Raw genomic sequence first — 26,549 nt, 5'->3', positions numbered from 1 at the left:
GCACGCGTCACAGCGTCGTCACGTGGACGCCCGGGCGCCGATCGGCCCACGGCAGGGCCTTCTCGAGCTCTGCCGCTACGCGCAGCAGCATCGACTCCGAGCACATGGGTCCGGCCAGCTGGACACCGATCGGCAAGCCCTGGGTCGACTGCGCGAGCGGCAGACTGATCGCGGGGGTGCCTGTCGCATTGAACAACGGTGTGAACGAACAGGTATCGAAAATCTGCTGGGTCCACTCCGCGGCCGTCAGATCGGCGTTCGCATTCAGCTGACCCAACGGGACCGACGGCGAGTTGGCGGTCGGGGTCAGCAGCACGTCGTACTCGGTGAAGAACCGGCCCACCTCACGCGACACCGCATTGATCGTCGCGTTGGCCATGCCGAGTTCCACCGCAGTGACCCGACGGCCGTATCGGACACACTCCCACGTGGTTCGTTCGAGATTGTCCGGGCCGGCGAGAATGCCGGTCATGGCCTCGACGCCGGCGACCGACTCGGCCAGGAATGCCGACCAGATCACGACGTGAGCCTCGAGTAGCTGCTGCCAGTCGAAGATCGGCGTATTGCGATCGACGTGATGACCCGCGGCTTCGAGGGTGGCAGCCACCGAGTCGACGGCGGCGGCTACCTCGGGGTCGACGTACGTTCCCGCCCACGATTCGGTATGGACGGCGATGCGCAGCCGGCCCGGATCGGCACCGACTTCGTCAGCCCATGGGCGGCTGGGCGGTGCGATGACGAAGCGGTCACCGGGGTAGCTCACCGCCACCTCGTCGAGTAGCGCGGCAGTGTCGCGGACCGAGCGCGTCACCGCGAATTCCATCGCGAACCCGCTCAACGCATCACCCAGGTCGGGCCCCAGCGGCACTCGACCACGACTGGGCTTGAGGCCGATCAGTCCATTACAGGCGGCCGGAATGCGAATGGAGCCGCCGCCGTCATTCGCGTGGGCGACCGGAATCGCACCAGCTGCGACAAGTGCGGCCGAGCCACCGCTCGATCCTCCCGCGCTGTAGCCGAGGTTCCACGGATTCCGCGTGGAGCCGTAGGCGAGGGCTTCGGTATTGGCGTTGAATCCGAACTCGGGTGTCGTGGAGACCGCGAGCGTTGCGAGACCGGCGGCACGGAAGCGTTCCATCAGATGGGTGTCGGCGGGCGGGCGGACTCCGTCCCCCAGCATGCGGGTACCCATCCGCGTCGGCACACCCTCGGCATGACACACCAGATCCTTGATCACGAACGGCACACCGGCGAATCGACCGTCTTCCGCGTAGTCGAGGGGTTTGTCGAACGGTCCCGTCGCCACGGCATTGAGCTGTGCGTCGACGTCGGCGAGCGCCTTCGTGGCGATAGCTGCAACCTCGTCGGCGGTCACCTCGCCCGAGGCGATCACTTCGGCCATGCCGGTCGCGTCGAGGGCTGCGTACTCATCGATGTTCACGGATGATTCTCCTCCATGTGGTGGTGAAGCCACCCGACTCGGTGTGGCTCGACGGCGATGGTGCCCGACTGTGGCGTAGCCCACATCGGCCGAATTGCCGATGCCGCGGGTAGGCTTCGGCCAATTCGGGAGGTGACGTGGCAAACAGCATGCAATGGTGGACCCGGTTTGCAGCCGAAGTGCGCGCCGCTGGGCGCGGTGACGCGCCGGTCGAAGTTCCCATCCGCACTGCACGCGACGGGTTGGGTTTCGACTGCGCCGCCCTCGTCGGAAGCGGATTCGACGGTGGCGATCGTGGACAGCCGGTGCTCGTCAACATCGACTACCCGCGTGATGTCGTCGAGTTCCTTGCCACGACCTATGCGCGCAGCTGCCCCGGTCACGATTACGTCCTCAGACACCCCTCTGCAATGAGGTTCATCGATCTTCCCTTCGATTTTCATTCGACGCGCACGTATCAAGAAGTCTTGCAACCGAACGGTTTTCATGAAGGTCTGACGCTGCCGTTGGCTGTCGACCCCGGTGGCGCGGTGCGCCCAGGCTTCGTCGCGATGAGCTCGACGCATGCCCGGCCACTCGACGATGACGCGCGCCTGGCGCTGACACTGCTGTCGAGCGAGCTTGCCGGCCTGATCGATCCGGGTGCAGAGGCCGACGACTCCCCGGCCGAACTCGTCGCCTGGGTAAAGGGAGATTCGGTTGACGTCCGGGTCGGAACGCTGGACGGCGCCGCGCTGTCGACGACGGCTCTGTGTCGATTGGCTCGCCTCGTGGCCGACGGCGCCGTTCGAGCCGGCTTCCATCAGCGCGGAGCGGACGGGCAGTGGTGGCGCGTACGCGTCGTCGCCAGGTCGGGCGCCGCATTGGTCCGTATCGGCCGCGCCGAGGTTCGCGGCGGTCTCACCGCCCGTGAGCTCGACGTCGTCGGCCTGGTAGCCCGGGGCTGGTCGAACGAGCAGATTTCCGAGGCGCTGGGCATTTCGGTCCGAACTGCGCGCAGCCACATCGAGTCGGCTTTGACCAAGATCGAAGTGCCCAATCGAACGGCGCTGGCCCGTGCCGCATTCGAGCACGACCTCGACAGCTTCGATGCCCTGCGGTGCGCGGCGGAGCCAGTTCGATTCCACAACCGGTCCCGCGTATCGACGGATTGCAGATAGATCTCGTCCTCTCGATCCAGGAACGAGCGGCCCGATATCGCCTCCGAGAACGCAGACAATGCCAAAGTTCTGAAGTACCGTTCAGTTTTGTAGTTACGTTCAGAACTTGGTGACGGGAGTGGCGGAATGACGGAACTGACGAGAGTGGCCGCATTGCAGATCGAAGCGGAGGTCGGCAACATCGACGCGAATCTGGCGATGTGCGCCGATCTCGCCGGCCGGGCGGTGCGCGAGGGCGCGAGTTGGGTGGTGCTGCCGGAGTTCTTCTCCACCGGGGTGGCGAACCGGCCTGACCTGGCGCAGAACGCACCGGGTCCGGACGGGGCACCGACCAGACTGCTGCGCGAGCTGGCACGAGAGCATGGCGTGCACGTCGGCGGGTCGACGCTGGTGCGCGACAGCGACGGCCACGTCCGCAACGCCTTCTTCCTGGTCGGCCCCGACGGCGAGGTACTCGGCCGGCACGACAAGGACCTGCCGACGATGTGGGAGAACGCGCTGTACATCGGCGGCGGCGACCCCGGCCGGGTCGAGACCGCCGATGTGACGGTCGGTCTGGCGATGTGCTGGGAGCTGCTGCGTACGCAGACCGCCTCCCGGCTGGCCGGGAGGGTGGACCTGATCCTCGCCGGCTCCGGATGGTGGAGCATCCCGCCGTGGCCGCCGCGCCAGCTCACCCGATGGCTGGAACGACGCAACAATGCCCGCGCAGTCGAGGCCGCCTCGGTGCTGGCCGCCTACTGCGGCGCTCCCACGGTGCACGCCGCGCACGCCGGTCCGGTGCAGTGCCCGATGCCGCTGGCCGGGGTCACCTACGGCGGCCACTATGAGGGTGGGGCCTCCGTCACCGCAGCCGACGGCACCGTTCTCGCGCTGCGCCGACGCGAGGAGGGCCCCGGGTTCGCGATCGCCGATGTCCGGCTGGGCCGCACCGATCCGCGGCCGCTGCCCGATCGGTTCTGGCTCCAGCGCCGCGGCGTTGTCCCCGCCCTGGCTTGGGCTTACCAGAATCCCTACGGCCGAAGGGAGTATCGGCGCTCCGGCGGTCAGCGTCCGCTCGCGCCGGCACCGCTGGACCGGGTCGGGGCACCCGCGTGAGCCGCCGCCCCGCGGCGCCGTCGGCACTCGTGGTCAGCGGGCTCACCGAACTCGCGGCGGGCGCCCTGTCCGGCTGGGTGTACACCGCGGTCAAACGGGACCCGAAGAGCCTGCGCGGACTCGGTGTCCGCGCGCCGCACCGAATCCGGCAGTGGCATCTGGATCTGGCGATGCTCGGCGGGTTCACCGCAATCTGCGGGATCGCCGTACCCGACGCACCACGGCTCACCACCGCGGCCCTCGCGGTGGGCGCGTGGACGAATGCATTCGCTTTCCTGCCGTTGGCCTTTCGCCCCGACCTCGAGGACCGGCCAATCTACGCCGCACCGGTCGCGGCTTCATTCGTCGCCACGTCGATCGGTTTCTGCGGCATCGCCCGGACCGCATACTTGCGATACCGTGGCGCCTAGCATCGCGGGCGATCCGCGCCCACCGAGCCAGGACTGACATCGCATGACATCCGCTGCCGACGACTCCGGCCCGAGAGCGCGGCGGCCCGACCGGCGACGCGCGCGGACCCGCCGGACGATCATCGCCTCGGCATTGGGACTGTTCAACGAGCGCGGCGTGCAGAAGGCCACCATCGACGACATCGCGGCGGCGGCGGGCGTATCGCCCGGGGCGGTGTACTTCCACTTCCAGTCCAAGGAAGGCTTGTACCTCGCAGTCATCGACGAGGCATTGGCCGTCAACACCGAGGCCATGACGGCGGTTGATCGGTCGCTGCCACCGCTCGAGCGGGTGCTGGAGGCGGGGCAGGCCTACATGCGATTCGCCCTCGAGCACCCGGAGTACTTCCGCATGGTGGCGCTCCGGGTGCTCGACCCGCAGACCGACCCGTCGATGGCCGACGTCGAGGCCCGCGTGGCCGCCCGGGTGGAGGCGCTGGTCTCCACCGTCGAACGGGACCTGGCCGAGGCGGTGGCCGACGGCACCGTCCGCGCAGTGCCGACCGAGGACGCGATGCGGTTCCTGTGGGGCGCGTGGAACGGCGTGACCGCGCTCGGCTTCCGCCCGGACCGGCTGCGCTTGACCCCCGACGAGGTGCGGCGGGCTCTGACCCTGGGCCAGTCACTGATGGAAGCGGCGCTGCGCGTGCCCGAGACGGATCCCGAGCACTCCAGCTGATCCTTCAGCCGGATCCGGCGTCGTCGATGCCGGATTTGGTGCGCAAAGGAACCTCGCGCCAGATCAGAATCAGAACCAGCGCCGCGATGGCAAGGACGACGATCGGCGGGTACACCGCCTCGAACGCGGTCGCGAAGCCGTCCTTGAACGGCGCCGCGAGTGTCGGGTTCAGTTGGTCGAGGAACGACGTGTCGTTCATCGCGGCCTGTGCGGCAGCCGGGTTGCCGCTCATCAGTCCCCGCGCGATCTCCGCCTCCACCGGGTTCGGGCTGTTGACGCCGGCCGCGACGGCCTGCTGGAACTCCGGCGTGCGAGCGGCTTCCTGCAGCTGCGTCGTGATCGCCGGCGTCAATTGCGCAAACAGAATCGACAGGAACAGCGCGACGCCCATCGTTCCGCCGATCTGGCGGAAGAACGTCGCGGCGGCGGTGGAGACACCCATGTCCCTGGGCGGCAGGGCGTTCTGGATCGCCAGAGTCAATGGTTGCAGCAGATTACCGAGGCCCAAGCCCAGCACGAAGATGTACGCCATGAACACCGGCAGAGCGGTCTGCGCGGTCACCGAGTGAAGCAGCAGTGCCGCGACGGCGATCAGCACTGCGCCGAGGATCGTGAAGATGCGATATCGGCCGGTTCTGGCAATCAACTGGCCGGACAGGATCGATCCCACCGCGATACCGAGTACCGCCGGCAGCATCTGAAACCCGGCCAGCGTCGGACTCGATCCCTTGACGACCTGCAGGAACTGCGGGATGACGGTGATCGCGCCGAACATCACCGCGCCGACGAGGAAGCTGATGAGCACGCCGAGGGCGAACGTCTGCCCGCGGAAGAAATGCAGCGGGAAGAGCGCCGCATCGCGCATGACGTATTCGACGGCGACGAAGCCGAGGACGCCGACGACGCCGATCCCGTAGCAGATCAACGACTTCGGGCTGCCCCACCCCCATTCACGACCCTGCTCGGCCACCACCAACAGCGGCACGAGCCCGATCGCGAGAACCAGCGCGCCCCACCAGTCGATCCGCATCACGCGGTGCACGGGCGGCAGGTGCAGGACCCGCCACACGACCGCGAGCGCGAGCAGCCCGATCGGCACGTTGACCAGGAACACCCAGCGCCACCCGGCGATCCCGAGAATCGACTCCTGACCGGACAGCAGGCCACCGATCACCGGGCCGAGCACGCTCGACGTGCCGAAGACCGCCAGGAAGTAGCCCTGGTACTTGGCGCGTTCACGCGGCGGGACGATGTCACCGACGATCGCCAGCGCCAGCGAGAACAGGCCGCCGGCACCGAGCCCCTGGATCGCACGGAACACGGCCAGCGCGTACATCGACTGCGCGAAGGTACACAGCACCGACCCGAGCACGAACAGCACGATCGCGGCCATGAAGAACGGCTTGCGGCCATGGATGTCGGAGAGCTTTCCGTACAGCGGAGTGACAAGCGTCGCGGTGATGAGGTAGGCGGTGGTCACCCATGCCTGTAACGCGTACCCGTTGAGGTCGTCGGCGATAGTGCGCATCGCGGTGGTGACGACCGTCTGGTCGAGCGCCGCCAGGAACATCCCGAGCAGCAGACCACTGAGGATCGCCAGAATCTGACGATGTGTGAAGGTGGCCTGCTGCTCGGGGGCGAGGGCGGGCTCGGCAGTCGATCCGGCGCTGTGTCGCGGGTCCTCTGCCATGCCTTGTCCTCACCGTCGCTGTCACACCTGCAGTGGTCAGCGCCCCTTGAACTCGGGCGAACGCTTCTGGAATACCGCTGCAATCGCCTCGGTGAGGTCCTCTGACGGCAGGAAGGCAGCATTCCACGCGGCAACGTAACGAAGGCTGTCGTCCACCGCCGCGGAACGGCCGTGGTCGAGCACGTCCTTGATGCCGTGCACCACCAGCGGCGGGTTGGCCGCGATGTCCGCAGCGGTCGCATGCGCCGCGGCCAGCACCGCGTCAGCGTCTTCGAACACGTCGTTGACCAGTCCGATCTTCTCGGCGCGGGCGGCATCGATGTCCTTGCCGGTGAGCGCGAGTTCACGCAGATGCCCGTCACCGATGATCGCCGGCAGGCGGGCGAAACTGCCCATGTCGGCGACGATAGCAACCTTCACCTCACGGATGCTGAACTTCGCGTCGGCACTTGCGTATCGGATGTCGGCCGCCGCGATCAGGTCCACGCCTCCGCCGATGCACCAGCCTTGGATCGCGGCGACGACGGGCTTGCGGCAGTCCGCGACGGCGTTGACTCCGGCCTGCATACGCTTGATGAGATTGTGGAAGTCGGTTCGGGGACCGGCCTGCGCCTTATCGGCCAGGACGGATCCGAATCCGCCGCTCATTGCGGGCAGGTCGAGCCCGAACGAGAAGTGCTTACCGGACCCGGCAAGCACGACAGCACGCACCTCGGGGTCGGCATCGAGTTCGGCGAAGACCCCGGGCAGTTCCTCCCAGAAGTCGGGGCCCATCGCATTTCCCTTGCCGGGGCCAATCAGGGTGACCTGGGCGACATGATCCTTGCGTTCGACTGTGAACGCCTTCCAACTCTGCTTTTCCGTCATTACCGAAGAGTAACCTTTGACTCCACCATGCACATCTGGTCAGGGTGCGACGGGATACTGGCTGCTGATCGCGACGCGGTTCCACGCGTTCATCACTATCGCGAGCCAACTGACCGCCGACACCTGCTCGTCGGTGAGCGATCCGTCGTCCCACGTCCGCGACTCCGGTACCGACAGCCGGGTCACCTGCTCCGCCAGGCCGAGGGCCGCCTGCTCCTGTGGCGTGAAGTACTGCGACTCCCACCACGCCGCGAGCACCGCCACCCGATCGCTCGTCTCGCCCTTCGCGAGCGCGTCGCGGGTGTGCAAGCGCAGACAGAATGCGCAGCCGTTGAGCTGCGAGATCCTGATCTTGACCAGATCACCGACCAGAGGTCCCAGGCCCGACGCCTCGACGGCGGCGTCGGCCTGCCCGTTGAGGGCGATCAGCTGTTTGTACACCTCCGGATGCTGCTTGCCGAGGTTCACGGGACTCATACGCGCTCCTTCGATTCTCACGAACCCGGCGGCATCATTCGCAGTGCCGCCCGCACGGTGTTCAGGACATTCCCGTCCGGCGCGCGGACAGAGAATCTGCGCACCCCCCACGGTTCCCTGGTGAATGGGTACACGATCTCATAGCCATGCTCCTGAGCTTCTCCGCACACCGCGATCTTCGAAGCGTGCTGGGTCCGCGGACGCGTTAAATGTGCGCAAAATCGTCACCGCCCGAACCCGTACTGCGCTGCGCCGGACGCATGATCGAACTGCCCGCACGCGGCAGCGACGTCGAGAGGTTGCGCATGCTCATGCACCAGGGAATCGGCCTGGACCGGTTCAACGAATTGCCCCGCGAACGTGCGGTGCACGCCCTGTTCGAGTGCTGCAGCTGCCTTCCGTGGTCTGCCCATCTGGCCGACGGCCGCGCGTACGCAACCCACGCGGACCTGCTGACCCACGCAGAGAATGAACTGCGCATGCTGCCGGAACCTCAGATCGAGCAGGCCCTACAAGGGCATCCTCGAATCGGCGCCCGCGCTGGCAGCGCGCGGTCGTACCGGGAGCAGTGCGCCGTGTGGATGGACGACGAAGCGGCTATGCGCACGCTCGACGAAGCCGGCGCTGCATACGAGGAGCGGTTCGGGTTCCGTTACGTGTGGTGCGCCGACGGTCGCGACGGCCGCTCACTTCTTGCCGACCTCACCGCCCGGATGCGCAACGACCTCGACGCCGAGCGCGACATCCGCACTGCCGAACTCGGGAAGATCACCCGCACCCGGCTCGAGCGCATGCTCGGACCGGAAGGTGGATTCCCCGACTATTGACCAGCTATCGAACTACTCGCCCGGCCTGCGCGACTGCGCCCGCGAACAACGCGGTCACCGCGGCACCCATTGCACACTGATCCACTTCCTCGGGGTCGACGGAGTGCTCGAGCACCAGCCCTGAGATGAGCGCCATCAGCGAGATCGCGATGGTGCGGACGTCGAGGTCGACGCCCCACTCGCGGGCCCGGTCACCGATGAGATCGACGAGTTTGCCCCGCAGATAGCGGCGTTCACGAAGATAGGCCTGCTTGATCCTCGGGTCGCGGCCGGCCTGCACACCGAATTCCAGGACCAGCAGGGACCATCCGGGGTCAGCGATCAACGCCGATGCAACAGCCGCTCCGCCCCGCCCTACCGCGTCGGCGGGGTCCAGCCCCGAGATTTCGGCGAGCACGCGTCCCGCCAAGTCGAGCGAGCGCTGCGCGAACAGCTCGGCAAACAGGTCCTGCTTGGAGTCGAAGTTCGAGTACACCGCGCCCTTGGTGAATCCGGCCCGCCGGGCGATCTCCGCGAGCCGCGCGGCCGCGAACCCCCGTTCAGCAAACTCGTCGGCAGCAGCCTCGAGGAGGCGCCCGCGGACCACGTCACGTGCCGGTCGCCCGCTCACGAAGACCTCGGTTTGACGACTACCAGTCACGATACCTACGGTATTCAATACCCACGGTATTGACAAGACCGCATTCAGACTTCGAGGACGCCCGTGACCGCATCGACCGCCACCCCGCCGACCACCGTCGGCAGCTCCCCCCCCCCCCACCACCCCCGCCCCGTCGAGCGATTCGGCCGCGCCAAGGTCATGGCTGCGCTCATCGTCGGCGTCCTCGCCCTGCAACTCGGCTTCATCCTCAGCTACGTCGCCGCGTTCCATCAGCCGACGCCGCGCGACATCGCGATCGCGGTCGTCGCCGCCCCCGGCATCCCGGACGGCGTCGCCGCACAGTCGGTCGACAACCTCAACGCCCTCGACGGTCACCCCGTCGACGCCCGCACCGCCGCCGACACCTCCCAGGTGCGACAGCTGTTGCGCACCCGGGAGATCCAGGGCGCCTATGTGATCGAGCCGAGCGGAACGGACACGCTGATCACCGCGAGCGCGGGCGGAAGTTCGATCGCGTCGGCGCTCGAGTCGATTTTCGACCGGGTAACTGCGGATCAGGACCGGCAGATCGTGGTGCGCGACGAGATCCCCGTCGGCTCGCACGACAACCGCGGACTCTCGGGCTTCTACCTGGCGATCGGCTGGGTCGTCGGCGGCTACCTGCTGGCCGCCGCGATCGGCCTGATCCTCGGTGCCCCGGCGACGATGCGGCAGGCGTGGACTCAACTCGCAGTCCTGTTCGGCTATTCGGTGATCTCCGGAGCGTTCGGCGCGCTGATCACGACACATGTGCTGGGAACTTTTGCCGGACACTGGTTTCCGCTGTGGCTGCTCGGCGCCGGAGTGGTGTTCGGAACGGCGGTGTTCACGCTGGGACTGCGGGCCGCCGTCGGCATCCTCGCGGTGCCACTCGCGATCGCCGTGTTCGTCGTGCTGGGCAATCCCAGCGCGGGCGGCGCGTTCGGCGCAAACGTGATCCCCAGCTTCTACGCGGCCATCGGACGATGGATCACGCCAGGCGCGGGCACCGAGGGCGTCCGCAGCATCGTCTACTTCGGCAACGTCGGACTCGGCCAACCGGCACTCGCGCTTGCGCTGTATGCCGCGCTCGGCACGGGAATGCTGCTGGGGTTCACTGCGCGGCGAACTCGTCGCGCTGCCAGATCGACCTCACATACGCCTGCCCACGCGACGAGTTAGTCCTACGCTGAATCCATGCCCCGGCTGCTGCATCCCCATGCGGCGCACGTCGCCGACACACTGATCGCGCGCGGACACCACGGCGTCATCGTCACCCAGCCCGCGCCGACACACAGTGCCGAGACCGCGGCCGAGACCCTCGGTGTCCAACCGGGCGCCATCGTCAAGTCGCTGGTATTCCTGCTCGACGACGAGCCGGTGCTGTTACTCGTCTCGGGCGCACACGAGGTGAACCTGGCTGCGGCGGGCGGGCGATTGCAGGGCACTCTCGTCCGGGCTCCGCTCGACATCGCCCGGGAGGTAACCGGCCAGCCGATCGGCGGAATCGCCCCACTCGGACACCCCACCAACCTACCGACATACCTCGACACCGCCCTCGCCGAGTTCCCAGAATTGTGGGCGGCCGCCGGGCATCCAGACACGGTGTTTCGCACCACATTCCGGGAACTGTTGCGCGTCACTGCCGGGCTCGCTGTCGAAATGGACTGAGCCCGAGCCACATGCCCTGGATGGCCGGTTGGTCCGCTCAGCGAACGTGAGCCTGGTTCGCCGATGAGCGTCGCCTTATAGTGACGGCAACCCACCAGGCCTGAATCGGAGAATGCCTTGTCACACCCTGTCGAGAACGTGCCCGACCTCACCGTAGTCCCCGCCGAACAGGTGGGCATCGGCAACGACGAGTACAAGGCCGCGATGCGACGCCACCCGGCCGGCGTCACGATCGTCACCCTCGACTCGGAGTCCGGACCGGTCGGATTCACTGCCACGTCCTTCGCGTCGCTGTCGATGAATCCGCCGCTGATCTCGTTCAATATCGCACTGAACTCGTCGAGCATTGCAGCGCTGCAGGCCGCGGGCTCGATCGTCGTACACCTGCTCGGTGAGCACCAGCAGCACCTGTCGCAGCGATTCTCCCGCAGCGCCGACGAGCGCTTCAGCGACGAATCCCTGTGGGCTCGCCTCGAGACCGGCGAGCCGGTGCTGCACGGCACCCCGATCTGGATGCGCACCACGGTGCATCAGCTCATCCCGGCAGGCGATCACGTGCTCGTGATCGGCCTGATCACCCGCATTCACAATGAGAACGACGGCGAGGCGGCGGCGGCCCCGCTGCTCTATCACGAGGGTCGCTACCATCGCGCGACGCCGCTCGACTAGGACGGACCTCCTGATCCGCAAGTGCGCGAAGGCCGCCTTGTCGAGAAGGAAACAAGATCAACTTCACTGTTAGTCTTCCCTGAATGTCTAGTCAGTAGCTCTGGTGCTCCGCTGTGGAAAAGCCCGTGCGGCCATGGACCGCGCAGGTGAGAGAGGGATGCCGTGTCCAAGGCGCAGACACTGGGTCTGTTCCGAAACAGGTTGTTCTCTGCTTTGTCGGACTCGGCGTCGTTGGTGGTCATCCACGGCTCACGGTTCTCGGGAAAGTCGACGCTGGTACGGACCTGGCTGGCAACTGACCCAGTTCCCGATTCCGTCCCGGTCTTTGTCGCCGCACCCGCATCGGGTATTACCGAGCGTGAGTACTGGTCGCACGTGCTCTCCGCTGTGTCCACGCACATCACTGTGTCCGCCCGCGTCGCCGGCGCTTGGGAGGTCGGCGAATCGTCACCGATCGAGGCGCTGCGCGATTGCCTGGCAACTCTGGACGGGCCGGTCACGCTCATCCTCGATGGTGTCCACGCAGTCACGGCGGCCGAGCACCGGGTACGTGAACTCCTCGCACTGAGCCTCGCGCTACGGATCATTGTCACGACCCGGGTGATGGGATCCTGGTACGAACTCGTCGAGGAGCGTCCTCGTCGGACAGTGCTCACACCTACCGACTTGGCCTTCACCACCAGCGAAACGTCCGCATACTTCCAGCTGTCCTCGGTACCACAGGATCTGCGGTCGGCGCGGGCGATCACGCGTCGGACCGGCGGGTTGCCGGCCCTGATCGAGGCAGTCCGAGTAGCGAAATCCGCAGTCGATACGGGGACCGACGGACGCACCGGCCGGCAGGATGACCTCATCGATGCCGCAGTCGACCAATTGATCGCCCGCACCGTGTCCGACGATCCCGTGTTGGCGCCGGTTCGTCTGCTCGTCACGCTGTCAGCAGCGGCTGATCCCGCGACAGCAGCGTCCATGAGTGCACTTCCCGGCCCTATCGACGGCGCAGCATTCTTGGATGCGATCGAAGCCGCCGGACTCGTCGAACTGAAACCGAGCCCGGGTGGTCAGGTGTGGCTGTATCCCGAGGCCGTCCGGGAGTCGCTGCTCCGACTGGCAGGCGAGCACCATCCCGGCGAGTTGCAGAACTTTCGGGCCGCTCTGGTCCGGCATTGGCTCGACCGCGGGGAGCCCCACCGTGCGCTGACACACGCGTTCGAGTCCGAGGACTGGCGGCAGGTCTTGGACATCATCGGCGAGCACTGGACCTCGCTGTACAGCGGAGGTTTTCTCGACACCCTCGACGACGCCCTGATCGAACGCATTCCTGAAGAGATCGCCCGAGACCACCCGACGATCGTGGCCATCCGCCGCCTCCATCGGCAGTTCGCGGCGCCGCGGGATGTCCCGGTCGTGGCTCCCGAATCCAAAGCTGCATCCGACGAAACCTCAAGCCCTGCCGAAGTGATGATGCGCGTTATGGCGCTGCGTATCGAGGGTCACTTCATGGAGGCGGCCGAACTGTGTGATTCCCTCGCCGCGGCGCCCGTGCCGGTGTTCGACGAACTCGAGGACCACAGACGGCACGCCTATGCCTTCCTCTACCTGCACATCGGAATCACCTACCAACTCGTCAACCGCTCCGATGACGCGGTCGTGATGTTCCGGCGCGCGCACTACGCGGGGGCCGGCATGTTCGTCGAGCGAGACGCCGCTGGCAAGCTCGCCTTGGCCTACGCTATGCGCGGCGGCTGCATCGACGCTCAGAAGTGGATCGACGAAGAACATCGACACCCCCGGCTACCCGAGGACAGCGAGCGACTGGTGCGGACCGCAGGCATGGTCGCGACTGCCCTGATCGCGCTGGACCGGATCGAACCGGATTCGGCACTCGAGGTGCTCACCGATCTCGGCCCACCCGCCGACAACGAGGAATACTGGGGCTTGGTTCTGTACGCACATGGACAGCACGCCTTGCTCACCGGGATGCCTGCCGACGGTTTACGGCAGATCAACCATCGCCTCAGTCGCTATCCAACGCTGCACGGCGACGGCGCCGTAGTCGGTCCACTCCTCGATGTCGTCCGTGCCGACCTGCACCTGGCGCTCGGCCAGGTCGAGCAGGCCAGGCAGCTGGTCGCGCAGTCCACCCATCCGCTCACCGCTGCCGCCCGGGCCAGGATCTGCCTCCTTACCGCGAATCCCGCCGCTGCCGAAGCAATCGTCGACGAGTACCGGACCGACACCCGCTGCACGGCACGCGATTCGATGGAACTTGCCGTCGTCGGCGCCGCCGCCGCGCGCGCCAACGGTAATCAATCAGGCGCCCAACGACACCTCAACCGCGCGATCATCCTGTCCCGCCAGACCGGGCTGCTCCGGCCGTTCACCACGATTGCGCCATCGATGCTCAACGACATTGCCACCCTCGGCATCGACCTGCCGGTGGACGTCCATCTGATAACGACCCAGTTCGTCGTCTTCGAGACCGTCGTTCCCTATGTCCGGCTGACGAAGCAGGAACGAGTCGTCCTCTCCGCACTGATGGCAGGCGGTACGACCGCCACGATCGCGCAAAAGCAGTTCGTCAGCGTCAATACGATCAAGTCGCACATGCGCTCGCTGTACCGAAAACTGGGAGTGCACTCACGCGAGGAGGCTGTCGCCTTCGCCCGCAGATTCGACATTGTCTGATCCCGGTGCCGCCTGAACCCGGTGCCGCCGTCGCCCTTCGAGCGCTCTGCACGATCACCAACCCTGCGCGGCTACGCCACCGTCCGAATCGTGCAGATTCCGGCAGCGCCGGTCAAACGCATTCGGCTGCACCGGAAGCCTGATCAGTGAAGCCCCGGGTCTCGGGAAGCGGGTTCCACAGCCCCTCGGTCTTGCCGTAGCTCCAGCAGGCTTCGCCATCGACCAGTTGTCGGATGGCGGCGATCAGACGATCGACGTCGTCGGATCCGGTCCCGAGGCCGAGACTCGCGCGCACGGCGCCGGACGCGTGACCGATCCGGGCGAGCAGTGGGTGCGCGCAGAATCGCCCGTCCCGCACGCCGATGCCATGCTCGGCAGAGAGGAACGCCGCGATCTGGCCCGGTTCGAAGCCATCGATCGTGAACGTGACGATGCCGACGCTGTCGGGCGCGTCGGACCACAGGCGCAGCAGATGCACACCATCGATGTCGGCCAAGCCGTCCGCAAGGCGCGCAGCCAGTGTGCGCTCGTGGTCGACGACACGGTCGAAGTCCAACGCGGCCAGCGCATCACACGCGGCAGCGAGCGCGGCTACACCGAGAACGTTGGGGCTTCCGGCCTCGTGCCGTGCGGGCGCGGGCGCCCAGCAGGTCTCGTCGAGAGTCACCTCGCGTACCGCGCCACCGCCGGCGAGGTACGGCTGCGCCTCGTCAAGCCAGTCGCGGCGGCCGACGAGCACGCCCGCGCCGAACGGTGCGTACAACTTGTGCCCGGAGAAGGCCAGGTAGTCGACGCCCAGCTCCGCCAGGTTCACCCGACGGTGCGGCGCCAGCTGCGCGCCGTCGACTAGGATGCGGGCGCCACAGCGATGCGCGAGCTCCGCCAGTTCGGCGATGGGCAGCACCTCGCCGGTGACGTTGGAGGCGCCGGTGACAGCGAGCAGCGCAGCAGGCTTGGCACACAGCTCTGCGACGAGGCGGCGGATGGTCTCGGCAACCGTGTCGGCGGCCTCGACGACACGGCAGTTGTTCCACGGCAACAGGTTTGCGTGGTGCTCGACGTCCAGGACGACGGTGTCACCGGGCACGCAGCCCGCGAGGAGATTCAGCGAATCGGTGGTATTGCGGGTGAACACGACCACCTGATCGCTGTCCGCGCCGACAAACCGCTCCACCGACCCGCGGGCCTTCTCGTAGGCCTCGGTGCTGACGCGGGAGGCGTAGCCGGCGCCGCGGTGCACGCTGGCGTAGAACGGCAGCAATTCCTGGACCCGGTCGGTGACGGCCGCGAGGGCCGGTGCGCTGGCAGCGTAGTCGAAGTTGGCGTAGGTGCAGGATCCACCCTGAACCAGGGGAACCTGCAGGTCACAACCCGAAACGCGAGCGAGCGGAGTGGCGCAGGCGGTGGGGGCCGATACAGCAGTCATCACGACATCCTTCGAAATCAAGGACCCGTCGGCGAGAGAGGTATGACGCCCTCGGAGTCCGCGCTTGCCGTGCCCTTTTGGGCGACAGCCTGGTCGTCACCCGGAGCACCCCACCGCGGTTGGAGGGTTGCCGACCAGCTAGCCGGGGCTTGATGCTGGTACTCGTGACCTGGCAACGAGGATGGCAGAGCGGCCCGCGCCATGTCAACCCGCACCTCAACGAGATCGGCGTCACACCTCGTGGAGTTCGGCGAGCCGACGCTCGAGGAAGCGGCGGGACGCGGCGTTGCGGGCCAACGACACGGCACGCCGGTACTCGTCCGCTGCCTCGGAGGCACGTCCGGCGCGCCGAAGCAGGTCCGCGCGGACCGCGGCCACGGCGTGCCCGAGTTGCGCTCCGCACCCATCCCCCAGCTCCTCCACCGACGCCAGTCCGACCTCCGGTCCGTCCCGGAATCCCACCGCCACAGCGCGATTGAGTATCAGCGCCGGGGATTCACCGAGTGAGAGCAGGTTGTCGTACCCGGCGACCACTGCAGGCCAGTCAGTTTCCGCGAAACTGGGGGCGACAGCGTGCGCCGCGGCGATCGAAGCTTCCGTCGAGTAGCGCCCGCCGCCGAGTCTTCCCGCAATCGCCAAGTGCGACATACCCTCCGAGATCGTCGCGTGGTTCCAGAGACTGCGGTCCTGCTCGTCGAGCGACACCGCTTCGCCCGCCGCGTCGACCCGCTGGTCGCGGCGGCTGTCCTGCAGGCACATCAACGATGACAGTCCCCACACCTCGGCCTCGCCCGGCATCAGTTCGCACAGCAGCCGGCCCAGCCGCAGGGCCTCATCGCACAGCTCCGCCCGCACCGATGAATCGCCAGCTGTGGACGAATATCCCTCGGTGAAAACCAGATACAGGCACGCCAATACCTGAGGAAGGCGCTCGGGCAGGAGCTCGGCGGAAGGCAACCGCAGCGGAATGCCGGCCCGGCGGATCTTCGACTTGGCGCGACTGAGCCGTTGCCCCACGGTCGGTTCGGGCTGGAGAAAGGCACGCGCGATCTCCGCGGTGGTGAGCCCACAGACCAGCCGCAACGTCAACGCGACCTGCGACTGCGGCGCCAGCGCGGGATGGCAGCAGGTGAAGATCATCCGCAGCTGGTCGTCGGCCACCGGAAACACTTCCACTACCTCGCCGTCCGGGCGCAACCGGTACGCGTCGGTCTCACGGATTCCGCGCAGCGATTCGTGCCGGAGCCGATCGACCGCCCGGTTGCGCGCAACCGTGGTGATCCACGCGCCAGGGTTGCGCGGAAGGCCGGCGGACGGCCAACTGCGCAGCGCCTCGGCGAACGCGTCTTGCACAGCATCCTCGGCGAGGTCGATATCGCCGAGCATACGGGCGACGGTGGCCAACGCACGTCCCCACTCGTCCCGGAAGACGTGCGCCAGATCCACTGTCGCCGATGCCATCTCAAACCGTCGCCCGTACGGATCGATCAGCTCAGTCCGCGACGATCTGCCGGAGCTCGACGCACCCGTCCGGGCCGAGTGGGATCCCCGATGCCAAAGCGATCGCGGAGTCCCGGTCGGGCGCCGACAGTACATACACGCCGTTGGCGATCTCGACCGACTCGGTGAACGGCCCATCGGTGAGCAGCAGTTCACCGTCCCGCAGTCGTACCGTCGTCGCCGACGACGGTGGGAACAGCGCGCCGCCGCCCTTCATCCGGTCGCCGGCACGTTCACCGAACCGGCCGTGCTCGATCATTCCCTGCTCCCACTCCATGGATCCGGGTTCCACCGCGCCGCCCTGCGGCTCACGCAGGAGCGCCAGCCACCAGTCCCGCTGCGGCTCGTCCTTCGAGAACCAGTCGACCATGGGCCACAGTTCCACGTGTCCGGTCGAGGCCTCGGGGAGCTGACGGGCCAGGGCGAGCGCCACGTCGAGATCGGCGGCGTCGAACACGTAGTAGCCGCCGACCACCTCGGTCGTCTCGGCAAATGGGCCATCGGTGACCAGCGTACGGCCACCGTAGTGCCGGATCGTTGCCGCCTCGGCGGTCGGGTACAGCCCACCGCCCGCGACTGCCTCCTGCGCCTTCGACCAGAATTCCTGATGCTGTTCCATCGAGGCGTTGTACTCGTCGGTGCCCGGAATCGAGTCCGGGCCGTTCTCGGCGGCACCCAACAATGCCAAGTAATACATGCCCTCATCCTTACTTCGGCGCGGGGTCCGTTACCCCGCTTTCGTCAACACGACGTGCGCGAAGCCCCGATTTCGACATGTTCAGTGGAGAATCGAGGAAGAACCGACCGCCTGAAGGACGGATGCGCCACGACGCGGTTCATCCGCCGGACACCTGGCCGTGAGATAACCGGGTGTCCGCACCATCAGGCACAGAGAGGGACACCCCGGATTGTCTGCCCAGCCAGCAACGAACCAGACGGATCCACACCAGCAGCACCGGATACCCAGCGAGTTCATCCGGTCGTCACTGGCGCCCGCTCCGCGCACGCTCGTGGACATCCTCACGGCCACCGCCCAGACGTACCCCGATGCGACCGCAATCGACGACGGGACGGCGCCCCTCACCTACCGCGAACTGCTCGACGAGATCGCGGCCGGGGCCCGCTGGCTCGCCGACGCCGGCGTGGGCGCCGGCGACCGGGTCGGGGTGCGCATGCCGTCGGGCTCGCGTGATCTGTACGTCGCGATCCTGTCCGTGCTTGCGGCGGGCGCGGCCTACGTGCCTGTCGACGCGGACGATCCCGAGGAACGCGCCGAACTGGTGTTCGGTGAGGCCGCAGTGGCCGCAATCCTGACCGCCGACGGTGTCCAGCCCGGCACCGCGCCACGACGCGCACAGGCCCCCGCGGTCCGGCCGCCGACACCCGGCGACGATGCCTGGATCATCTTCACCTCCGGCTCAACCGGCACCCCGAAGGGCGTCGCGGTCACGCACCGGAACGCGGCCGCATTCGTCGATGCCGAGGCACGGATGTTCCTGCAGGACAGCCCGATCGGCCCGGAGGACCGGGTGCTCGCCGGGCTGTCGGTGGCCTTCGACGCGTCGTGCGAGGAGATGTGGCTGGCATGGCGGCACGGCGCCGCGCTGGTGCCCGCACCGCGGTCGCTGGTACGCAGCGGGATGGACCTGGGGCCGTGGCTGGTCTCTCGCGACGTCACCGTCGTCTCCACCGTCCCCACGCTGGCCGCACTGTGGCCGGCGGAGGCGCTCGAGGCGGTGCGACTGCTGATCTTCGGCGGTGAGGCCTGCCCACCGGATCTCGCCGAGCGGCTCGCGGTGCCGGGACGCGAGGTGTGGAACACGTACGGTCCCACCGAGGCCACCGTCGTCGCGTGCGGCGCGATCATGGACGGCACCGGCCCGGTACGGATCGGGCTGCCGCTCGACGGCTGGGATCTCGCTGTGGTCGACGCCACCGGCGAGCCGGTCGCCGACGGCGAGGTCGGTGAGCTCGTCATCGGCGGTGTCGGACTCGCGCGCTATCTGGATCCCGCGAAAGACGCAGAAAAATACGCACCGATGCCGACGCTCGGCTGGGACCGCGCGTACCGCAGTGGCGACCTGGTGCGCCTCGATCGCGCCGGTCTGCTGTTTCAGGGCAGGGCCGACGACCAGGTGAAGCTGGGTGGACGCCGCATCGAGCTGGGCGAGGTGGACAACGCGCTGCAGAACCTGCCCGGCGTCAGCGGCGCCGCGGCCGCGGTCCGCAAGACCGCGGCGGGCACCGCGATCCTCGTCGGCTATCTCGCGAGCACCGACCCGGACTTCGATCTCAAGGCGGCGCGGGATCAGCTGTCCGCGCAGCTGCCGGCGGCGCTGGTACCGCGACTCGCACTGGTCGACGAGCTGCCCACCCGCACGTCCGGCAAGGTCGACCGGAACGCCCTGCCGTGGCCGCTTCCCGGCACAAATGTGGAGGACACCAGCGGATCCGTCGAACTCGATGGCACCGCCGGCTGGGTCGCGGGACTGTGGGCGTCGATCCTCGGCGCCGGCATCACCGGCCTGGACGACGACTTCTTCGAGATGGGCGGCGGTTCTCTCTCGGCCGCGCAGCTAGTCACTGCGCTGCGCGCGCGATTCCCCGAAGTGACCGTCGCACAGCTGTACGACCACCCTCGTCTCGGTTCTCTCGCCCGGTTCCTCGACGAGCTCTCCCCCATCGAGACCGCAGAACCGCGGCACGTCGAACCGACTCCTCGGCGCGCGCGACTCGTACAGATCGCCGCGACCGTCCCGCTCACGACGCTCACCGGCCTGCAGTGGGTCACCTGGCTCGCGATCGCCGGCAACGTGCTGTCGTGGTTCGACGTGGCATGGAACCCACCAACGCTGTCCTGGTGGTGGGTAGCACTCGCGTTCGTCCTGTTCATCACCCCGCTCGGCCGGATGGCAATCGCAGTCGGCGGGGCACGGCTGCTCCTTCGCGGACTGAAGCCGGGCACTTACCGGCGCGGCGGCGGCGAACATCTGCGGTTGTGGATCGCGCTGCGTCTGGTCGAGGCGAGCGGCGCCGACAACCTGTCCGGTGCCCCGTGGATGCTGTACTTCGCCCGCGCCCTCGGAGCAAAGGTGGGTCAGGGCGTCGACCTGCACACCCTGCCGCCCGTCACCGGCATGCTCGAGCTCGGCGACGGATGTTCGGTGGAGCCCGAGGTCGACCTCGCCGGTCACTGGATCGACGGCGACGTCGTGCACATCGGCGAGATCAAGATCGGTGCAGGGGCGGCAATCGGCGCGCGGTCGACATTGCTGCCGGGTGCCCGGATCGGTTGCGGCGCCGAGATCGCGCCGGGATCGGCGGTCTTCGGCAAGGTCAAGGCCGATCAGCACTGGGCGGGCTCGCCCGCGGTGAAGGTGGGCAAGGCAACACATCCGTGGCCCGATCACGCGCCTGAGCGTGCGTCCTACTGGGTGCCGATTTTCGGTGTCACGTCCGTCGTCCTGGCGGGGATGCCGATCTTCGGGCTCGCCGCCGGCATCCTGCTCATCGGCTGGTGGATCCGCGACGCCGCCAGCCTCGGTGACGCCGCCATGCAGGCGCTGGTGATCCTGCCGGTCGCGACCGTGCTGAGCCTGTTCGTCTTCGCTGCGCTGACGGTGATCGCGGTGCGGCTGTTGTCGATCGGACTCACCGAGGGCTACCACCCGGTACGCAGCCGCGTCGGCTGGCAGGTATGGGCCACCGAGCGGCTCATGGACTCGGCACGCACGTTCCTGTTCCCGCTGTATGCAAGTCTTCTGACACCCGGCTGGCTGCGTCTGCTCGGGGCGAAGGTAGGCAAGAACACCGAGATCTCTACCGCATTGGTGCTGCCGAAGTTCACCACCGTCGCCGACGGCGCGTTCCTCGCCGACGACACCATGGTCGCGAGCTACGAACTCGGCGGCGGCTGGCTGCGGATCGAGCCGGCCAAGATCGGTAAGCGCGCATTCCTCGGCAACTCCGGCATGGCCGGACCGGGCCGGCGGGTGCCCAAGAACGGGCTGGTGGCGGTGCTGTCCGCGGCGCCGAGCAAGGCCAAGTCGGGATCGTCATGGCTGGGCAGCCCGCCGGTGCGACTGCGCCGCGCAGCGACCGCGTCCGACGCTTCCCGCACCTTCCACCCGCCATTGCGGCTCAAGATCGCCCGTGCCGTCGTCGAGACGTGCCGGCTGATCCCGGTGATGGTGACCTTCGGGATCGGCCTCGGCGTGCTGTTTGCGCTGGCGTGGCTGGTCTCGGTCGGCGGATTCTGGCTCGCAGCGCTCGGTGGTGGGGTGGTCCTGCTGATCGCCGGCGCCGTTGCGGGCGCGGTATCGGTGGCCGCGAAATGGCTGGTCGTCGGACGCATCCGCAAGGTCGAACATCCCCTGTGGAGTTCGTTCGTATGGCGCAACGAGGTATCCGACGCATTCGTCGAGACCGTCGCCGCTCCCTGGTTCGCGCGCGCCGCGACCGGCACCGCGGTCCTCAACGTGTGGCTACGCGGCCTGGGCGCAACCATCGGCCGCGGCGTGTGGTGTGAGACGTATTGGCTGCCGGAGGCCGACCTGGTCACGCTCGGCGACGGTGCGACCGTCGAGAGGGGGTGCGTCGTGCAGACTCACCTGTTCCATGATCGGATCATGGCCATGGACACCGTCACCTTGGGCGCCGGGGCCACCCTCGGTCCGCATTGCGTCGCGCTCCCCGCGGCCGGGCTCGGCGACGGCGCCACTGTCGGCCCGGCCTCGCTCGTGATGCGCGGCGACACCGTCCCGGCGTCCACCCGCTGGCAGGGCAATCCGATTGCGCCGTGGACCAAGTCGGCGACGGATGGCGGCGCTCCGTGAAGCCCGGCAAGTTCCACGAGGAGCCCATCGACCCGTATCTGCCACAGAACGGTAACCGCGGCTACCGGGTCTCCCGTTACGAACTCGAACTGACGTACAAGGTGCACAGCAACCGACTGTCCGGCAAGGCCTCGATCACCGCGGCCACCACCGACGTCCGCAGCAAGTTCACACTGGATCTCGCACAGACATTGCAGGTTTCGAAGGTATCGGTCAACGGCGGCCGCGGCGCCAAGTACACACACCGCGGCGGCAAGCTCACGATTACTCCCGCGCAGAAGATCCCGGCCGGGGGCCTGCTCGCGATCACCGTGCAGTATTCCGGCAACCCCGAGCCGATCGTCAGCATGTGGGGCGACGTCGGTTGGGAAGAGCTGGATGAAGGGTCGCTCGTCGCGAGCCAACCCAACGGCGCCGCGTCATGGTTTCCGTGCGACGACCACCCGAGTTCCAAAGCGAGTTACCAGATCTCGATCACCACAGACTCGCCGTACCATGCGGTCGCGAACGGCGCACTCGTCCGCAAGCAGACCCGTGCGAGCCAGACGACCTGGGTGTACGAGCAGCCAGAACCGATGGCGAGCTATCTCGCGACCGTCCAGATCGGACCGTACGAGCGCCGACGCGTGGGCCACGGCCGGGTTCCGATCCACGCGCTGCACCCCAAGGAGCTCCGGGTGCCGTTCGACCGCGAGTTCGCCCGACAGTCCGAGATGATGGAGGTCTTCGAGAAGCTCTTCGGCCCGTACCCATTCGAGGACTACTCGGTGGTCGTGACCGGCGATGAGCTCGAGATCCCGATCGAGGCACAGGGTCTGTCGATCTTCGGCGCCAACCATTGTGACGGAAGTGGCGGCTCCGAACGTCTCGTCGCACATGAGCTTGCGCACCAGTGGTTCGGCAACAGTCTCACTCTCCGAGTGTGGAAGGACATCTGGCTGCACGAGGGCTTCGCCTGTTACGCCGAGTGGTTGTGGTCGGAGCACTCAGGCGGGCCCGACGCCCACACCCACGCACTGCAGGCACACCGCGGTCTTGCCGCCAAGCCGCAGGACATCCTGGTCGGCGACCCCGGACCGAAGTTGATGTTCGACGACCGCATCTACAAACGTGGAGCCCTCACCCTGCATGCGCTGCGGCAGCAAATCGGCGACGACGCCTTCGTCGCACTGCTGCAGAAGTGGACCGCCAAGTACCGCCATTCGACGGTCTCCACCGAACAGTTCACCGATCTGGCGGCGTATTTCACCGACCGACCGTTGCGCCCGCTGTGGGAGGCATGGCTTGCGGAGAAGCCGCTACCGGCGCTCTGAAGCCGTTGCCTCCGGTACGTGCGCACGCCACTTCACGATCACGAGTACCAGGCTGGCCGCAGCCGCGACGGCGCCCACGACGAACATAATCGGATAGGTGATCGCCGAACCGGTCCCGGCGATCGCAGCCATCACAGCGGGCACCGCGAATCCGAGGTAGCTCAGCGAGTAGAAGACGGCGGTAAGACCGGCCAGGTCGTCCGGGCCCGCAATGCGCTGGATCTCCTGTAGTCCCGACACCAGCGCCATACCGTAGCCGCAGCCGAGCATCATCGCCGCGATCATCGCGAGCGGCACCGTCAGTGCACTCGAGGCAACTGCCGCGAGCACCATGCCCGCGACCAGCACCGCGAGTGCCACCGCAACTGCACGCGCGTTCGACGGGGTGTCGATCCGACGACCCACGGCCTGGATTGCGAACCCGGCTCCGAGCCCGATGACGCACAGCAGCGCCGAGAACGCGATCGGGGCGCCGCCGCTGTGTGGCGTCATGAGCGCCGGTATCACCGCGTAGGCCGACGCGGCCGCACCGAACACCCACGGCGCGACCGGGGCCACGACGTACAGGAATCGCCGGTGTCCGGCGGACGGAATCTTCAAGTCGGTCGACAGCTTCCGCCGCTCGGCCTTCGGCACCGCGGCGCGGGTCTCCGGAACTCTCCACATCCCGATACCCGCTGCCAACGCGATCACGATATGCACCGCGTAAGGGAAGACGCTCGGCCATGGGCCCCACTGCGCGAGCACCCCTGCAATCCCCGCGCCGATACCGAATCCGGCCGTCAGACTCATCGCCGCACGGCGCGCGCCGGCGCCCGCACGGGCAGTCGGATCGTGCTCGGTGCTGGAGAGTTCCTTGAGCCAGCTGCCGCCGACAGCCATGCCGATCCCGAGCGCCACACCGGACAGGATGCGCCCGGCGATCAACCACACAGCCGAATCGGCTCCGGTCGCCAGGATGAGGGACCCTGCCACCGCGACGAACGGCGCCGGCAACATCAACGGACGCCGCCCCAGCCTGTCCGAGAGCGGACCGCCGATCAGGAGCGCCGGCACGATGCCGAGCACGTACGCAAACAGGAAGGTGTCGACCACCAACTGCGAGAAGCCGTGGTCCAGCCGGTACATCACCAGCAGCGGTGTGAACTCGTTGCCACCCCACGCAACCGCAAACATGCCCGACGCAACGAGCACCCACGCCCGCACACGCTCGCGGGATGGGGACGCCGTTCCTGTGGTGGCGTCGTCGACCGCCGTCATCGCGTCGCCCCGATTCCCTGAGCGTGAACCTCACGCAGATGACGGAGGACGGCCGAGGAGAAACCCTCCGCGTCGCGAGCCAGCGCGTGCGCGGTCATCCGACGCCGAGTTTCCGATACGGCCTCTTCCGGCCCTCGGCCTCGAGGCGCTCCCCGGTCAGGATGAAATCCTTCACGTCGCGGCACGCGAGCGCAGCAATCGAGTACAAGGTGGACACAACATGTATTTATATGCCTTGCGAACGATCTCACCGCATCCAGGGTCGTGTCAGGCGATCGCTTCCACCTGCCGCGAACGCGACTGGGCCGAGTACCGGCCACCGATTCGGAGAATGTCGATCCGATGATCGAAGCACTCACTGATCCGCTCGGTGGTGATCACCGACTCGGCCGGCCCCTGCGCAGTGACTCGACCACCGCGAATCAGCAGCGCGTGCGTCGTGGTCGTCGGAATCTCCTCGATGTGATGTGTGACGAGGATGCTGGCCATCGACGGGTGCTGCGCGCGCATCTCGTCGAGCGCGGTCAGGAGTTGCTCTCGCGCCGCCAGGTCCAGACCGGTCGCGGGTTCGTCGAGTAGCAGGACCGGCGGCTCCGGCATCAGCGCACGAGCAATAAGCGCACGCCCGCGCTCACCCTGGGACAGGACGGGCCACCGAGCCTCGGCGCGTTGTTCCATGCCCATCATCGCGATCAGCTCATCCGCGCGCGCCCGGTCCGCCTCGGTCGGCTGCCACCGGTGCACGAACCCGGGGGTGTTGGTGAGACCGGTCAGCACGACGTCCCGCACCGTCATCGGCTGTTCCACGACATGGCGTGGATTGACGTGACCGATGTGCGCGCGCAGTTCGCGCATGTCCACGCGGCCGAGTCGGTGACCGAGTACATGGACAGCTCCTCGCGAGGGATGCGAAACCGCGCCGAGCAGGCTCAACAGCGTGCTCTTACCGGCACCGTTGGCCCCCAGCAAAACCCAGTGCTGGCCCTGCTCGATCTGCACGTTCACATCACCGAGCAGCAACCGTCCGTCGCGAACGAGATCGACATTCTCGGCGCTCAGTACCACGTCACCGTGGTCGCGGGTACTCACTTGTGGTCTCCTCCTCGGAGCTTGACAATCATCGGATCCAAGTTCGCGGCCGTCGCCGCAACGGCGGCCGCGCTGTCGCCCGCCTCCAGGGCATCGATCAGCGCGTCATGGGCGCCCGAGGTGTCCGGTAACCGCGGCTCGTTCGCGACCATGTCGACCAGCGCGGAATGCAACACCGGCCGAACCGAATCGAACAGGGCCGTCAGCACGGAATTGCCGGCGAGCGCCACAACGGCGTGATGGAAGTCCAGATCGGCAGTGACGAACGCATTCGGGTCCAGCGCATGTAGTGCATGCCGCTCGGCGAGCTGTCGCCGCACAGCCGCCAGTTCCTCGGGCCCAGCCCGCTCCGCAGCCAGGCGCGCGGCCTCCATCTCGAGCGCACGTCGCACTTCCAGAACCTCGAGGACCCGGGACCGGCGAAGTAGCTGCTCGAGTAGTGGCTCCCCTGCCGATTCAGCGACGAAGGTGCCTACCCCGTGCCGGACGTCGAGCAGGCCGCCCCTCGCTAGCAGGCGCACCGCCTCCCGCACGGACGATCGCCCCACCCCGAGTTCCGCCGCGAGCTCCGTCTCGCTCGGCAGGCGATCACCGACCGCCCACTCCCCGGTCCGGATGCGCTGTGCCAGCAACTCCTCGAGCTGCGGCACCAGCGGGCCGCTGCGCAGCGTGATTCCTGTCATCGACGTCACCTCCTGACCAGTAGTCTACAGACCTCAGACGTCTGATGTCCGAGGGGCTCTCAACCGCGCTGGCTGCAGTGCGCTACGGCCCTCGATATAGAAATGCCG

23 protein-coding genes and 1 riboswitch are annotated in these 26,549 nt (G+C 67.5%); of the genes, 11 read left to right on the top strand and 12 right to left on the bottom strand.

Annotated elements, in window-relative coordinates:
• Positions 1–7: 7 nt before the first annotated feature.
• Positions 8–1,441 carry an amidase family protein gene (locus ERC79_RS14615; RefSeq protein ID WP_131579167.1) on the bottom strand — a complete coding sequence of 478 codons (1,434 nt, stop codon included), beginning with the start codon at positions 1,439–1,441 and terminating at the stop codon, positions 8–10.
• Positions 1,442–1,578: 137 nt separating this feature from the next.
• Here ERC79_RS14615 and ERC79_RS23510 point away from each other — a divergent pair, with 137 nt between their 5' ends.
• From ERC79_RS23510 to ERC79_RS14595, 4 genes are all read left to right on the top strand, one after another.
• A complete protein-coding gene (locus ERC79_RS23510) occupies positions 1,579–2,601 on the top strand; it encodes a helix-turn-helix transcriptional regulator (protein ID WP_242676574.1) in 1,023 nt (340 codons plus the stop codon).
• Positions 2,602–2,736: 135 nt separating this feature from the next.
• Positions 2,737–3,699 (top strand): carbon-nitrogen hydrolase family protein, encoded by a 963-nt coding sequence (locus ERC79_RS14605; protein ID WP_165497218.1) that lies wholly within the window; start codon positions 2,737–2,739, stop codon positions 3,697–3,699.
• Positions 3,696–4,109, top strand: coding sequence for a hypothetical protein (locus ERC79_RS14600; protein WP_131579165.1), 414 nt, complete (start codon positions 3,696–3,698; stop codon positions 4,107–4,109). Before ERC79_RS14605 ends, ERC79_RS14600 begins: the two co-directional genes overlap by 4 nt.
• Positions 4,110–4,152: 43 nt before the next feature.
• The gene (locus ERC79_RS14595; RefSeq protein WP_131579164.1) at positions 4,153–4,827 is read left to right on the top strand and encodes a TetR/AcrR family transcriptional regulator; all 675 of its coding nucleotides are present in this window, start codon (positions 4,153–4,155) and stop codon (positions 4,825–4,827) included.
• Between the two features lie 4 nt (positions 4,828–4,831).
• Here ERC79_RS14595 and ERC79_RS14590 read toward each other — a convergent pair whose 3' ends face one another.
• Genes ERC79_RS14590 through ERC79_RS14580 form a run of 3 tightly spaced genes read right to left on the bottom strand, consistent with a single transcriptional unit; the run spans position 4,832 to position 7,861 of the window.
• Positions 4,832–6,517: an MDR family MFS transporter gene (locus tag ERC79_RS14590; protein ID WP_131579163.1), complete on the bottom strand. Its 1,686-nt coding sequence runs from the start codon at positions 6,515–6,517 to the stop codon at positions 4,832–4,834.
• A gap of 36 nt (positions 6,518–6,553) precedes the next feature.
• Positions 6,554–7,384 carry a crotonase/enoyl-CoA hydratase family protein gene (locus tag ERC79_RS14585; RefSeq protein ID WP_131579162.1) on the bottom strand — a complete coding sequence of 277 codons (831 nt, stop codon included), beginning with the start codon at positions 7,382–7,384 and terminating at the stop codon, positions 6,554–6,556.
• Positions 7,385–7,423: 39 nt separating this feature from the next.
• The gene (locus ERC79_RS14580; RefSeq protein WP_131579161.1) at positions 7,424–7,861 is read right to left on the bottom strand and encodes a carboxymuconolactone decarboxylase family protein; all 438 of its coding nucleotides are present in this window, start codon (positions 7,859–7,861) and stop codon (positions 7,424–7,426) included.
• Positions 7,862–8,121: 260 nt separating this feature from the next.
• Here ERC79_RS14580 and ERC79_RS14575 point away from each other — a divergent pair, with 260 nt between their 5' ends.
• Positions 8,122–8,688: a 2-oxo-4-hydroxy-4-carboxy-5-ureidoimidazoline decarboxylase gene (locus ERC79_RS14575; RefSeq protein ID WP_242676573.1), complete on the top strand. Its 567-nt coding sequence runs from the start codon at positions 8,122–8,124 to the stop codon at positions 8,686–8,688.
• A gap of 4 nt (positions 8,689–8,692) precedes the next feature.
• Here ERC79_RS14575 and ERC79_RS14570 read toward each other — a convergent pair whose 3' ends face one another.
• Positions 8,693–9,331 carry a TetR/AcrR family transcriptional regulator gene (locus ERC79_RS14570; RefSeq protein WP_242676894.1) on the bottom strand — a complete coding sequence of 213 codons (639 nt, stop codon included), beginning with the start codon at positions 9,329–9,331 and terminating at the stop codon, positions 8,693–8,695.
• A gap of 156 nt (positions 9,332–9,487) precedes the next feature.
• Here ERC79_RS14570 and ERC79_RS14565 point away from each other — a divergent pair, with 156 nt between their 5' ends.
• The 4 genes from ERC79_RS14565 (at position 9,488) to ERC79_RS14550 (ending at position 14,335) form a co-directional block, all read left to right on the top strand.
• On the top strand, positions 9,488–10,489 hold the full coding sequence (locus ERC79_RS14565; RefSeq protein ID WP_242676893.1) for a hypothetical protein: 1,002 nt from the start codon (positions 9,488–9,490) through the stop codon (positions 10,487–10,489).
• 15 nt (positions 10,490–10,504) lie between these two features.
• On the top strand, positions 10,505–10,978 hold the full coding sequence (locus ERC79_RS14560) for a YbaK/EbsC family protein (RefSeq protein WP_131579159.1): 474 nt from the start codon (positions 10,505–10,507) through the stop codon (positions 10,976–10,978).
• A 204-nt stretch (positions 10,979–11,182) separates the two neighbouring features.
• Complete coding sequence (locus ERC79_RS14555) at positions 11,183–11,647, top strand: flavin reductase family protein (RefSeq protein ID WP_242676892.1); 465 nt, start codon at positions 11,183–11,185, stop codon at positions 11,645–11,647.
• Between the two features lie 162 nt (positions 11,648–11,809).
• Positions 11,810–14,335, top strand: a complete 2,526-nt coding sequence (locus ERC79_RS14550; protein ID WP_131579157.1) for a LuxR C-terminal-related transcriptional regulator — start codon at positions 11,810–11,812, stop codon at positions 14,333–14,335.
• A gap of 112 nt (positions 14,336–14,447) precedes the next feature.
• Here ERC79_RS14550 and ERC79_RS14545 read toward each other — a convergent pair whose 3' ends face one another.
• The 3 genes from ERC79_RS14545 to ERC79_RS14535 form a co-directional block, all read right to left on the bottom strand.
• Positions 14,448–15,761, bottom strand: a complete 1,314-nt coding sequence (locus ERC79_RS14545; protein WP_131579156.1) for an aminotransferase class V-fold PLP-dependent enzyme — start codon at positions 15,759–15,761, stop codon at positions 14,448–14,450.
• A gap of 55 nt (positions 15,762–15,816) precedes the next feature.
• Positions 15,817–15,931, bottom strand: a riboswitch (SAM riboswitch).
• A 61-nt stretch (positions 15,932–15,992) separates the two neighbouring features.
• Positions 15,993–17,222, bottom strand: a complete 1,230-nt coding sequence (locus ERC79_RS14540; RefSeq protein ID WP_131579155.1) for a sigma-70 family RNA polymerase sigma factor — start codon at positions 17,220–17,222, stop codon at positions 15,993–15,995.
• Between the two features lie 31 nt (positions 17,223–17,253).
• Entirely contained in the window at positions 17,254–17,958 is a 705-nt protein-coding gene (locus tag ERC79_RS14535) for a YciI family protein (protein WP_131579154.1), read from the bottom strand.
• A 211-nt stretch (positions 17,959–18,169) separates the two neighbouring features.
• Between ERC79_RS14535 and ERC79_RS14530 the strand changes: the two genes are divergently transcribed.
• Complete coding sequence (locus ERC79_RS14530; RefSeq protein WP_131579153.1) at positions 18,170–22,096, top strand: Pls/PosA family non-ribosomal peptide synthetase; 3,927 nt, start codon at positions 18,170–18,172, stop codon at positions 22,094–22,096.
• Positions 22,060–23,409: a M1 family metallopeptidase gene (locus ERC79_RS14525; RefSeq protein ID WP_242676572.1), complete on the top strand. Its 1,350-nt coding sequence runs from the start codon at positions 22,060–22,062 to the stop codon at positions 23,407–23,409. Before ERC79_RS14530 ends, ERC79_RS14525 begins: the two co-directional genes overlap by 37 nt.
• Here ERC79_RS14525 and ERC79_RS14520 read toward each other — a convergent pair.
• From ERC79_RS14520 to ERC79_RS14510, 4 genes are all read right to left on the bottom strand, one after another.
• Positions 23,395–24,669 carry an MFS transporter gene (locus tag ERC79_RS14520; RefSeq protein WP_131579152.1) on the bottom strand — a complete coding sequence of 425 codons (1,275 nt, stop codon included), beginning with the start codon at positions 24,667–24,669 and terminating at the stop codon, positions 23,395–23,397. The genes ERC79_RS14525 and ERC79_RS14520 overlap by 15 nt on opposite strands.
• 94 nt (positions 24,670–24,763) lie before the next feature.
• On the bottom strand, positions 24,764–24,886 hold the full coding sequence (locus ERC79_RS23750; RefSeq protein WP_278249707.1) for a hypothetical protein: 123 nt from the start codon (positions 24,884–24,886) through the stop codon (positions 24,764–24,766).
• Positions 24,887–24,936: 50 nt separating this feature from the next.
• Positions 24,937–25,758 (bottom strand): ATP-binding cassette domain-containing protein, encoded by an 822-nt coding sequence (locus ERC79_RS14515; RefSeq protein ID WP_165497132.1) that lies wholly within the window; start codon positions 25,756–25,758, stop codon positions 24,937–24,939.
• Positions 25,755–26,441, bottom strand: coding sequence for an FCD domain-containing protein (locus ERC79_RS14510; protein ID WP_131579151.1), 687 nt, complete (start codon positions 26,439–26,441; stop codon positions 25,755–25,757). Before ERC79_RS14510 ends, ERC79_RS14515 begins: the two co-directional genes overlap by 4 nt.
• Positions 26,442–26,549 lie beyond the last annotated feature (108 nt).

This window comes from Rhodococcus sp. ABRD24 (assembly GCF_004328705.1).
GTDB lineage: Bacteria > Actinomycetota > Actinomycetes > Mycobacteriales > Mycobacteriaceae > Prescottella.
This window is presented reverse-complemented; position numbering and strand designations above follow the sequence as displayed.